The sequence below is a fragment of the Cyanobium sp. BA20m-p-22 genome, from assembly GCF_024346275.1.
Classification (GTDB): domain Bacteria; phylum Cyanobacteriota; class Cyanobacteriia; order PCC-6307; family Cyanobiaceae; genus Cyanobium_A.
In genome coordinates this window covers 1-11,157 of record NZ_JAGQCQ010000094.1, presented here as the reverse complement: position 1 = coordinate 11,157, position 11,157 = coordinate 1, and the positions used below count along the sequence as shown (strand labels likewise).

At 59.5% G+C, this 11,157-nt stretch carries 9 protein-coding genes and 1 pseudogene; 2 read left to right on the top strand and 8 right to left on the bottom strand.

The features are described 5' to 3' along the window. On the top strand, window positions 1–399 hold a 399-nt coding region (locus tag KBZ15_RS09765), incomplete at its 5' end, for a hypothetical protein (RefSeq protein ID WP_255015024.1). Between the two features lie 882 nt (window positions 400–1,281). Here KBZ15_RS09765 and KBZ15_RS09760 read toward each other — a convergent pair. The 8 genes and pseudogenes from KBZ15_RS09760 to KBZ15_RS09725 all read right to left on the bottom strand — a co-directional run bounded on the left by KBZ15_RS09760 (window position 1,282) and on the right by KBZ15_RS09725 (window position 9,954). Then, window positions 1,282–3,063: an adenylate/guanylate cyclase domain-containing protein gene (locus tag KBZ15_RS09760; RefSeq protein ID WP_255015023.1), complete on the bottom strand. Its 1,782-nt coding sequence runs from the start codon at window positions 3,061–3,063 to the stop codon at window positions 1,282–1,284. 11 nt (window positions 3,064–3,074) lie between these two features. Continuing rightward, window positions 3,075–3,782, bottom strand: coding sequence for a FecR family protein (locus KBZ15_RS09755; protein WP_255015022.1), 708 nt, complete (start codon window positions 3,780–3,782; stop codon window positions 3,075–3,077). 42 nt (window positions 3,783–3,824) lie between these two features. Then, window positions 3,825–3,965: pseudogene (locus KBZ15_RS09750) on the bottom strand (nucleoside-diphosphate kinase); the annotation flags it as partial. A gap of 207 nt (window positions 3,966–4,172) precedes the next feature. Continuing rightward, a complete protein-coding gene (locus tag KBZ15_RS09745) occupies window positions 4,173–4,886 on the bottom strand; it encodes a response regulator transcription factor (RefSeq protein WP_254932187.1) in 714 nt (237 codons plus the stop codon). Window positions 4,887–5,541: 655 nt separating this feature from the next. Next, window positions 5,542–6,315, bottom strand: a complete 774-nt coding sequence (gene scpB, locus KBZ15_RS09740) for a methylmalonyl-CoA decarboxylase (protein WP_255015021.1) — start codon at window positions 6,313–6,315, stop codon at window positions 5,542–5,544. Between the two features lie 21 nt (window positions 6,316–6,336). Continuing rightward, window positions 6,337–7,500, bottom strand: coding sequence for a CaiB/BaiF CoA-transferase family protein (locus tag KBZ15_RS09735; protein WP_255015019.1), 1,164 nt, complete (start codon window positions 7,498–7,500; stop codon window positions 6,337–6,339). A 152-nt stretch (window positions 7,501–7,652) separates the two neighbouring features. After that, complete coding sequence (locus tag KBZ15_RS09730) at window positions 7,653–8,390, bottom strand: DJ-1/PfpI family protein (RefSeq protein WP_255015018.1); 738 nt, start codon at window positions 8,388–8,390, stop codon at window positions 7,653–7,655. 94 nt (window positions 8,391–8,484) lie between these two features. Then, complete coding sequence (locus KBZ15_RS09725; RefSeq protein WP_255015017.1) at window positions 8,485–9,954, bottom strand: aldehyde dehydrogenase family protein; 1,470 nt, start codon at window positions 9,952–9,954, stop codon at window positions 8,485–8,487. A gap of 237 nt (window positions 9,955–10,191) precedes the next feature. On the opposite strand from KBZ15_RS09725, the gene speA reads away from it, so the two are divergent. Then, window positions 10,192–11,157, top strand: a 966-nt coding sequence (speA, locus tag KBZ15_RS09720) for a biosynthetic arginine decarboxylase (protein WP_255015015.1), incomplete at its 3' end; no start/stop codon positions are given.

Genomic DNA, 11,157 nt, shown 5'->3' with positions numbered 1-11,157 from the left:
GACCTTGTTGGACTATATATCGTCGCGAGGATGTTTATTCAATTGGCAGGCCTTAATCTACTCGTCTTTGATCGTGAATCTCCCAGGTTTGCACTTATTACTCAATTGCTGTTCTTTCTCCCTTATTCATTGCTTATTTGGGGATGGATCTACTGGCGCCTTGATAATTTTGTAAATGCCACGAATCAAAGACAGTTCAGATTGGATTGCGAGAGAGATGATCCGCGACCTATTGATTACTTTGTAGTGTCATTCACCTCTGTATCCGATCCGCCCATCAGTTCCATCAAGGGGCGTTCTGCTCGGGCACGAATATTGATCATCGTTCACGGCTTTGTTGTTTATGACATTATGGGATTGACGCTTTCCAGAGCTGTTGCTTTGATTCAATCTAAGTGACTTTGCGTTTCAACAACATCTCCAAGAGCATGTCACTCAGATCCACCCCTTGGTCTTTGCCGGCATCAGCATTTTCCTTGGAATTGACATCCAAGATCGTGACGGTGTTGGATTGCGGGATTGAGGATTTGTCGGAAAACTGTTGAGGCCTGATGCTCCTTAGTGCCTTTATAGTGGTTGTATCCCGAGGCGCTTAGCAATCAATTCAAAACCAAGTTCGTTCTTGAATTGCTCAATCTCATCAAGTACCCCAGACAACCTAACCTTTTGCCAGACACTGCTGTTGTTTCGCGCAGGAGCGCACGTAGCCGTCAAACCAGATGACGCGCGCAGCCGGACTGGCCAGCTCGATGGCCGGTGTGGGAAATCCGCCCCGATGCGCCAGCGCACGCCAGTACTCCTCGTGCTCCTCCCAGCGGCGATTCGGAAACTTGCCGCATCAGGAGCATCGGCGCAGAAAGCATCCGGTTGCAGCAGGCTGAACCCCGCCGCCCGCCAGTGAGTCCTGGGGGTCGGCGCCGTTCAACCCGCAAGAGCCAACCTCGCCAATGGCGAGGCGCCCAACAAGACGCCCAAGCATTACAGCGACAGACCGAATGGCAGACCAATAAGGCCGCAGTTGCCGCCGACATTTAGCAAAAGCAGAATTTGCCTAGCCCCCGGCAAATTGAGGCTCAAGGATAACAATAGGCTCTGGAACACTGGCAAGGGAAAGAAAAGCCCCTAATTATATCCCCAGCCAAGTAGCTCTTATAATCAGCTGCCATAGAATGGCGACTAAGCAACTCACCATCGTGAGCAAAGCACAGAACCGGATCCGCTCGGGCCACAACTCATCTGACCATCAAGCAGCGCACTGGCTTCTTGCACTCCTGCGTTTATCTACCCCAATCCATACACCTCTAGTGGCACATGCCATCCCTTTACTTTATGGCTACCTAAAGGCACCACAACCAGCTCCGGCGGCAGCAGCTGGCGCAATTCAGCGCTGATCAAAATGCTGTGGTCTGGAAACTGGCGCGTAAGACCCTCAAGCCGGCTGGCGATATTTACCGCAGAGCCAATCACTGTGTACTCCATGCGCTGGGAAGAACCCAGATTGCCGGCTACCACCTCACCCACATGAATGCCGATGCCATGACGTAGGGGCGGCTGGCCCGCAAGCTCCAGCTCCTGGTTGAGCCGCCCCAAGCTGAGCTGTATCGCCTGGGCAGCCCGCACCGCCGCTAAAGCCTCCGCCGCCTCCCCTCGGCTGCAAGGCAAGCCAAACTCCGCCATCAACGAATCGCCAATGAACTTGTCGACCAACCCCTGCTCAGCGATCACCGCCTGGGCTAAGCCATCAAAATAACGGTTAAGCAGGGCAAACAAATCCGCCGCCTCAAGCCGGGCACTGAGGGGTGTAAATCCGACTAGATCGGTGAACAGCACTACACAGCGAGCGCGCTTACCGCCCAGCTGCGTCCAAACTGGGCCGGGCGCCCGCAAGATGTCCTGGAGCAGGGCAGGCGAAATCCGTTTGCTGAGCAGCTGATGCAAAACCTGGCGCTCCCGGGCCTCGCGCCAGCCCAGGGCAGCGCTGCTCCATCCCCCCGCGAGGCCAGACAGCAACAGCAGACTTGACAGGGGCAGCCAGAGAAGGGCAGTCCACCAGACCAGGGCCGCCAGCAGGACCGCAGCGCTCAGCCAGCCCAGGCTGAGCAGCGTGGCCTGCCGCGCCGTGACCACCCGCGTCAAGCTCCAGGCCAGCAGCGCGGCCCAGCTCAACAACAACGCCAGCTGGCCGGGATCGGGCAGGAACTGAATCGAATTGCCGGCCAGCGCACTGGCCAAGGCAGCCGCCTGCACCTCCGTACCGCTCTGGGGCCCGAAGGGTGTCTCCAGCTGACCGCCCAGCTCAGCGGCCGTGGCACCGATCACCACGGTGCGGCCACGCCAAAAGGCAGCGGGCTGCTCCAGCAGCTGCCAGGCCGGCACGGTAAGCAGGGTGCCGGCCGGCCCTGGAAAGTTGATTCCCCTCACGGGCGTGGGCGGGGCCTGAGCGCTGGCGGCCCAGGCAAGCGCTTGGGGCAGGGGAGATTGGAAGCCAGCCAGATGGTCTGAAATCCAGTCACTACCTGGGATGGCATCAGTAATGCCCTGGGGGCTCTGCAGCAGGTTGGTCAGTCCCACAGCTGTGCCGGCGTACAGGGGCATTTGCAACTGCACCTGCTCCAGGTCTTGCTGACTGCTGCCCGCGGATGACGCTGCTAAGACAAGCTGAGACCGCCAGGGCGCCAAACGGCGCTGAAAAGCTGCGTCATCGGCCGGGCCGAAACGGCTGGGCTGGGCTAACACCAGGTTGAACACCACCCGGCGAGCACCCCGCTCCAGCACGGTGGCCGCCAGCTCAGCCTGCAGCGCCCGCGGCCAGGGCCACTGCCCCATAGTTCGCCACAGGGGAGAAGCCTGACGTTCCTCCGGGCTGAATAGGCGATCAAGGTTGATGGAATCGGCATCGATCGCCACAACGACCGGTGCCCCAGGATCAAGGCGCACCCCCCGCAGCCGAAAAAGTTGCGCCTGCAAGAACGCATCAAGGGCCACCAGCAGTTGGCCGGGTGGCGAGGGGCGCAGAACCGGCTGAACCAGCAGCAGCCCGGCGAACAGGGCCAGCCCCCACAAGGGCGGTCGCCTCACCGGGCAGACACCGGCGTGCTGATGCCGAGCTCCTTCTCCAGAACAGGCAGGGTGTCCATTGGGGCAGAGAAGCCATTGAGCAAGATGCTCTTCTGACGCCGTGCGGCGGCTTCCTGGGTGGTCAGGCGGGTTTTGGCCCAGGCGCCGTTTTCGTAGGCCAGCTGCTCACCGCTGCGCAGGATCTTGCGCTGACCGTCCGTGGTGGTGCAGGCCACCTCGCCCTCCCAACTGAAGATCTTCAGGCTGGTGTCACTTGCCTCGATAAAAACCGTAGTGCCGACGATCGAAGCCGTGGCAACTCGGGTATGGATCGTGAGCGGCGCGCCGCCCTTGGTGCCCGGATTAACCCAGGCAATGATTTGGCCGCGCTGCAGATCGAGGCGCTGGCGACCCAGCCGCAGCACCGCATCCCCGCCCAGGCGAAAGCTGCGGCCACTGGCAAGCTGCACCTGCATCCGCCCGGGCTTCTGGGTGCGCAATACGGAGTCGTAGGAGATGATCTGACCAAGGCGGGCCGGGCGTTCACCACCCTGGGGCGGCTTGATGAAAGCCGGCTTGCTGGGCACGTCCACCACCCGGGGAGCCGGGGTTGCCGCCTCCAGGGGAACGATGCCGAGCACCACAGAACCGGAAAGTGCCAGAGCAATCCCAGCTAGAAGGCCCAGGCGTTTGCTGACGGAATGGGGCGTGTTCGGCAGGACCATGGCTGAATTGGGGCACTCCCAGAGCGCCCCCAGCCTGGCCACTTAGACCTCGACGCGCCACACCTGGTCGGAGGGCTGGAACCACAGGCCGATTTCGAATTCAGCGGTTTCGGGGGCGTCGGAGCCGTGGATCGTGCCGGGCTCGGCCTCGAGGGGCTTGGTGGCGCCAATGGGCTTGATGGCGATGAAGGAGCGTTCGGTGGCCATGGTGGAGGAGCGGCGGGATCGGGCCATCGACCGTGGCGGCCCCGCGCCCCCAGCAAGCACAGCGGCTTCGAGCGACTCAGTCCGCCGCAACGGCGGCGAAGATTCAAGCGCCGCCAGGCGCTACATCGACAGGGGCTTGCCACTGGGAGCCGGATCCACAACGCTTCATGCGAAGTCGGCGCGCTAGCGCCTCCGGGGCGTTGACAGAGCGTGACCAAGCAGGATGCTGATCAACTGCATACGGGTTTTGACCTGGTATTTAGTCCGGATGCTCTTGCCATACTCCTTGACCGTGTGGATGGAAATGGTCAACTGATCAGAAATATCCCTGTCTGAGGCACCTTGGAGCAGGAGGACGAGGACCTCCTGCTCCCTGGGTGTGAGGGACTGAGGGGAATTAACAATCACAGCAGGCCGCTGCATGCGACTTCTGGCTCGGCTGGAGACATAGGTCTTGCTGTTGGCAACAGCAAGTAGAGACTGCATCACTTCCATCTCAGGCGAAAGAAAGTCTTCCTCGCAAACCACGGCCATGGCGCCGCATTCCAGGGCAAAACCCGCATCCACTGCTTCGCTGGACAACACCATCAGGACCCTCAGATCGCCGACGGCCCGAACGGCTCTTCGGCACAGAGAAAAGCCGTTGCCTTCAGCCAGTTGGTCGCTGCAGATCAACAAGCCAGGGTTGCTCTGGCGAATGCGGCGAAAGGCCTCCTCTTCCGTAGAAGCGATTCCCTTAATGCGGTTCTGCACCGAGATCGAACGAATAATTGCCAGAAGTGCCAGGTGGCTTTTCATGGCGATTACGAAGCGGAGGCGAATATCACTGGATAGAATCCAGCTGAAGACCATTTTGCGATTTGGCTCCAGCAGATGCAGTCGGTCGGTAAAGTCCATGCCTAGAGCGGGAGGCCCCGTTGCCTAGGAGACCAACTGGAGGCTCAAGGACGGTTGCTATTTTATGGTCTGATCTTAGCAGGCGTATTGGCGAGAACAAAGTCAACCCCCGATGATTTAGTCGCGGCGCTGTCTTTGCTGCCTTGGGAACTTGGCTCTACTCGCTGCGCTGCCTCAACAGAGGCAATAACCACCAGGACCTGCCCTAGCAAGACCACGCAGGATCGAGTCTCACTTAGGCTTTGGGTGACCTCATCGGCAATCAGCTGAAGGTTCAGGTCGAACAACACAAAACCCATCGGACGCTGCCTAGGCGGGAGCCCGGGAAGGGCATCAACGCAGAGGCGGAGGCTCAAAGGTCACAGAACGTAGGTGGTCCCGCCTGCAGATGCGAATCACTGAGGGGGGATTACATAGGCTTGTGACCGCGCGCCATGGCGATTGCGATCGAGCCGCAACCGGTCTCCCCGAGGCTCTGCAAGGAGAGGATGCACTGTGAAGGCAGGACCCTGCCCCAACCTGCTGACTAGAAAGGATCGGTGTAGTGATGCACCACCCGCCACTTGCTTGAGACATGCCGCTGGTGCGCTCCATGCAGACCATGAAGCCCATCTGAACGGCTGTCGCGAAAACGATTGGCGTAGGGACTGCGCAGCTAGACCCCTTTGAAGACGGGCTTGCGCTTCTCCTGAAAGGCGCGTATTCCTTCCTTATAGTCGTCACTTGTGTAGACCTTCTCCCGCAACCCCTGAATCATTTCAAACATGTCCGCTGTCAGCGGAGCAGCCTGGGAAAGCAGTCTCAACTGTTGCTTGACTGCGGACTGAACCAGGGGAGATTTTGTGAGCATCAGCTGCACAAGCTCGTAAGTAAAGTGCTCAAGTTCCGACTCTGGGACGAGGTGGTTGAGGATGCCCCATCGAGCGGCATCCTCAGCCTTGATCGCACTTGCGGTGAACAGCATCTCCTTGAGCAGGTTCAAGGGCAGACGACGCATGAAGTGCAGCAGACCAGCAGTGTTGTAGGCCAGCCCAAGATTGGCTGGCGTAATCGCAAATGAGCAGCTTTCATCACCAAGGATCAAATCACAACTGAGAGCTAGATCGACAGCAGCACCCCAGACAGAACCATGGACCATCGCAATGACGGGGCCTGGGAACGATGCGATCGCCCGGAGCAACTGCTCGACCGGATCGCTGTACTGCAATGGATCCTCCCCCAAGGGTAATTCATTGATGTCATGGCCAGCCGACCAGACAGATGCATCGGAGGCAGCGCGGATCACGACGACCCGTACCCCATCATTCTGGAATTCGCAGAGGGACTGAATCAGCTCTTCAACAAGAGCTCGACTGAGGGCATTGTGCTTGGCCGGCTGATTCAGTGTCACCGTCCCAATCTGATTGGCAGACTGGCAAAGGATAAACATGGCAGAGTTTTGGGGGTGTTCTTAGTCCTTGCCGTTCAGGAGTGCAAGAATTGCGTCTCGGTCACCATCCAGTTCAGGTGGCGCCTGATGTTCCATACGTTCGGATACACTCGAGAGCTTGATGGGATTACCGGCAACCTGCAGATTGCCGATAACTGGATCTGCAATCGAAACGATCATGTGGCGTGCTGCCACTTGCGGGTCTTTGACGACCTCGGCGATGGTGTTGACCGGTCCGCAAGGCACACCTGCAGCATTGAGGGCCTCGATCCATTGCTGCGTGGACCGATTTTGCAGTGCACCTTCTATGTCTGCCTGCAGAACATCGACGTGGGCATGGCGGAGCGCGTTAGTCTTGTAGTCTGGGTTCTCCAGCAAGTCAGGACGCTCCAGCACTTGGGTTAGCAGACTGAATAGATGGTCGTTTCCTGCCGCGATCACAATGTTGCTGTCTTGTGTAGTGAAGACCTGGAACGGAGTGATTTCAGGATGACGTGAACCCTGCGGTTGAGCGACTTCCCCTAGGCTCAGGTAGGCGGGAATGGCATCTTCCAACAGCGACAATTGGCAATCCAGCATGGCGACATCCACCTTCATCGCGCCGCCACCCTGGCTGCGTTTGTAAATCGCCCCGAGGATCCCAATGCTGAGATAGAGCGCGGCTGTCATGTCACCGATCGAAACCCCCACCCGTGTTGGTGGAGCGCCAGGCTGCCCAGTCATGCTCATCACACCGCCCATGCCCTGCACAACCATGTCATACGCCGCCTGCCTGGAATACGGTCCGAAATCACCAAATCCAGAGGCGGCGCCATAGATCAGGTTGGGGTAGTTGGCATGCAAGGTGTCCCAGCCGTAGCCAAGTTTCTCCATCGTTCCCGGCCTGTAGTTCTCCACCAGCACATCGGCAATGCCGAGCAGCTTCTCAAAGATCTCCCGATCAGCAGGCTGCTTGAGGTTCAGAGCGATGCTCTTCTTGTCATAGTTGATCGAGGAGAAATAAAGAGACTTGCCGTTGACGAAAGGGCCGAAGGCTCTTGAGTCATCACCCGTTTCTGGGATCTCAACCTTGATCACCCTGGCACCCTGCTGAGCCAGGATCATGGTGCAGTAGGGTCCTGCAAGGACGCGGGATAGATCCAGGATTGTCAGCCCTTGCAGCGGTGGGGTAGAAGTGTCCTGCATACGAATTATGCAATCGTAATGTTGAAGTGATGCTGGCAAGAGGTGAACATCGACAACCCACCGATCGTGACCCTCTCAGCAGCAATCAGTTGTCACAGGCACCCGTCACTGGCGGTACCTCTTAGGGAATGGCTCTTCCTGCCTGACTCCGCTCAGACGTTGTGCGCGATCATCGAGCCATTGTCATTGATCAGACCCTTTGCAGTTGGGTAGACGAACGAAAGCAGTTCCCTGAGCTTGTCCTTCTTGCGTGTTCCGACATGGTCTTCGACAAGCCTCAGCGAAGTGGCCTGCCCAGAGCAGGGACCGTTGCTGGTCAGATACTTGCCATCCTGCAAGAAGTTGATGCTCGGATCCCGCACCAATTTGGCGGATGGGATCTCGCGCTCAAAGCGGTCGTATTGATTCATGTAGGTGGTGCAGCACACACCATCCAGCAGACCCGCGTGTCCCAGAACAAACGAGCCTGTGCAAACGGAAACAACGTACTTGCAGTCCGCTTGGGTTCCTACCTGATGAATGTAGCCGAGGGTTCCATTTGCCTTGAGTTGCTCCGTGGCTCTGGCTCCCACTCCCCCCGGCACGACAACCACATTGGCAGGCGGCGCATCGGCAAAGCTGAAATCAGGCAGGAATCTCATGCCGGATGACATTGACAACGGGGATGTTGTTGGCGCCACTGTAAAGATGTTTGGCAGCTTTCTAGAGGCGCCTGCGGATTCCTCACCGAAGCTATAGCTGAAATCTGCCTCCGTCATATCCTTGTCCTCCGGGTGATCGTCGAACGTCGTTGCCCACCAGAACATCTCCCAGCAGCCGACGACGTCCTGCTCTTCGGCACCGTCAAACATAACAATGGCGATATTCAGGTCGGTCATTTTGTTGGTCATTGGTCTCACCTGTGGGGGAAATGGAATTGGAATTGATAGCGCAGTCAGCGGGAGCTGAACATCTGTGGAGGTTCAAGGCGAGATGATCGACACCTCAGCGGAACATTGAGCGCTCGCCAGAGAGGGAGTAGTTGATGAAGATAGTCTTGATCTGGGTATAGAAATTTACCCCATCTTCTCCCATCTCGCGATCGCCGACGCCCGTGATGCCGACGCCACCGAAGGGAAGCTGCGCCTCGCCACCGATGGAGGGTTCATTAACATGGGCCATCCCGGAATGGGTATCCTGGGTGAAGCGCTGGGCAGTCACGAGGCCCTTGGTATAAATCGATGACGAAAGGCCAAAGGCCACCCCATTGGCAAGCTCGATGGCCTCCTCGTAAGTCGAGAATTCGCTCACCGCCAGCACGGGGCCGAACACCTCCTCCTGGAACAGGCGATGGCTGGGATTGACACCATCAAAGATGGTGGGCTCCAGGAAGTAGCCATTGCCGGCCGAAGTTGCCAAGCTCCCACCGGCGATCAGCTTCAGGCCTTCATTCTTCGCGATCTCGATGTAGGAGAGGTCGGTGTTCAACTGGTCCTGATCCACAACCGGTCCCATCTGGGTGGTCGGATCCAGACCGTTGCCCAGCTTCAAGGCCGTTGTGGCGGCAACAAGGAGCTCCAGAAACCTGGCCTTCACGTCCGTATGCACCAGCACTCGGGAGGTAGCGGTGCAGCGTTGGCCGCTGGAGCCAAAGCCGCCTCCGATCACGCCCTGGACGGCCCTCTCCAGATCGGCATCGTCCATGACGATAAGTGCGTTCTTACCACCCATCTCACAGGTGACCTTGGCGAGCTTTTTGGCGCCGTTTTCATACAACCGTGAGCCCACGGGATTCGATCCGGTGAAGGAAAGAACCTTGGTCGCCGGGTGGTTGACGATCGTATCGCCGATCTCGGCTCCGGAGCCAACCACCATATTCAGCACGCCCGCCGGCAAGCCTGCTTCCTCTAGAATCTCAATCAGGCACGATGCCGTCAGTGGCGTAGCGGAAGCGGGCTTGAAAACAACGCTGCAGCCGGCGACGAGGGCAGGGGCGATCTTCCAGCAGGGATTGGACCAGGGGAAGTTCCACGGCGTAATGATGCCCGCTACCCCGATCGGCTGGCGAATCGTGTAGGCGGCTGTGTCGACAGCCTCCGATGGCAGCACCTTGCCTCCCAGGCGATAGCCCTGGCCTCCACAGAAGTCAAGACAGTTGATCCCCTTGATCACCTCCCCCTTCGCCTCCGCGAGGATCTTGCCTTCCTCTCGCGTCAGAAGCGTGGCGATCTCATCGATGCGGGTGCGGGCAATCGCGACAGCCCTGGCAAGTATGCGACCGCGCTCCGGAGCGGGAACAGCCTTCCACATCGGCCAAGCCGCCTCGGCGGCGGCAATCGCCGCCAGGGCTTCAGCAATCTGGGCGGTTGGAAACTCAGCCACTACCTCACTGAGATCCGCCGGATTGACATTGCGCTGAACCTTGCCTGATCCGGTGATCCACTTGCCGTTGATATACGAACCCTGATGCGGCATGGGAAAGTCTCGGCGCAAGAATTACTCACTACATTTTGCCCGCGACCCCGAAAGGTAGAAATCGATCCGCCTCAAATCCCCCCTTAAGGGGGGAGTGATGTGGAGCGGACGTCATCCATGGCTCACCGGGCGGAGTAAGTCAGGGTCAGCAGAGCCAACCCGTCGAATCGGGCCGAACCGCAGCCCCGGCCACTGACAAGATTCCAGTCACGCAACCCGCCACAACCCAAAGGCCCGATGGTGCTCGCCAATCCCACCGGCACCTGGACCGCCGCCGACGGCGCCGCCCTTTACGGCCTCGAGCGCTGGGGGGATCCCTACTTCTGCGTCAGCGAGCGGGGCCATGTGATGGTTCAACCCCGCGGCGACCGGGGCGGCTCCCTCGATTTGGTGGAGCTGGTGCAGGAGCTGCAGGGCCGCGACCTGTCGCTGCCACTGCTGATCCGCTTCGACGACATCCTTGAAGACCGGCTAGAGCGCCTGCATGGCGCCTTTGAGCGGGCCATCGCCCAGTACGGCTACGGCGGCCGCTACCAGGGCGTATTCCCTGTCAAGTGCAACCAGCAGCGCCACGTGGTGGAGCAGCTGGTGGAGAGCGGCCGCCGCTGGCACTTCGGCCTGGAGGCCGGCAGCAAGGCCGAGCTGCTGATCGCCCTCTCCCTGCTGGACGACCCGGAAGCCCTGCTGATCTGCAACGGCTATAAAGACCAGCGCTACATCGAAACGGCGATCCTGGCCCGGCGCCTGGGCCGTCAGCCGGTGGTGGTGATCGAGCAGGCCAATGAGGTGGGGCGAATCATCGCCGCCAGCGGCGAACTCGGTGCCGCCCCCCTGCTTGGCATCCGCGCCAAGCTCTCGGCCCGCAGTACGGGGCGCTGGGGCAGCTCGGTGGGGGAGCGGGCCAAGTTTGGGCTCTCGGTGCCGGATCTGCTCACCAGCGTGGAGGCCCTGCGGGCCGCCGACCTGCTCGGTGAGCTGCGCCTGCTGCACTTCCACATCGGCAGCCAGATCAACGACATCGCCGTGCTCAAAGACGCCCTACAGGAGGCTGGCCAGATCTACGCCGAACTGACCCGTCTGGGGGCGCCGATGGGCTATCTCGACGTGGGGGGCGGCCTGGGCATCGACTACGACGGCAGCCGCACCGCCAGTGCCGCCTCCACCAACTACTCCCTGCAGAACTACGCCAACGACGTGGTGGCA

Excerpts from the sequence above, each read along its gene's own strand:
- KBZ15_RS09725 (WP_255015017.1), bottom strand. The coding sequence starts at position 9,954 with ATGCCGCATCAGGGTTCGTATATCAACGGCAAGTGGATCACCGGATCA.
- KBZ15_RS09730 (WP_255015018.1), bottom strand. The coding sequence starts at position 8,390 with ATGACCAACAAAATGACCGACCTGAATATCGCCATTGTTATGTTTGAC.
- KBZ15_RS09745 (WP_254932187.1), bottom strand. The coding sequence starts at position 4,886 with ATGGACTTTACCGACCGACTGCATCTGCTGGAGCCAAATCGCAAAATG.
- KBZ15_RS09755 (WP_255015022.1), bottom strand. The coding sequence starts at position 3,782 with ATGGTCCTGCCGAACACGCCCCATTCCGTCAGCAAACGCCTGGGCCTT.
- scpB (WP_255015021.1), bottom strand. The coding sequence starts at position 6,315 with ATGTTTATCCTTTGCCAGTCTGCCAATCAGATTGGGACGGTGACACTG.
- KBZ15_RS09735 (WP_255015019.1), bottom strand. The coding sequence starts at position 7,500 with ATGCAGGACACTTCTACCCCACCGCTGCAAGGGCTGACAATCCTGGAT.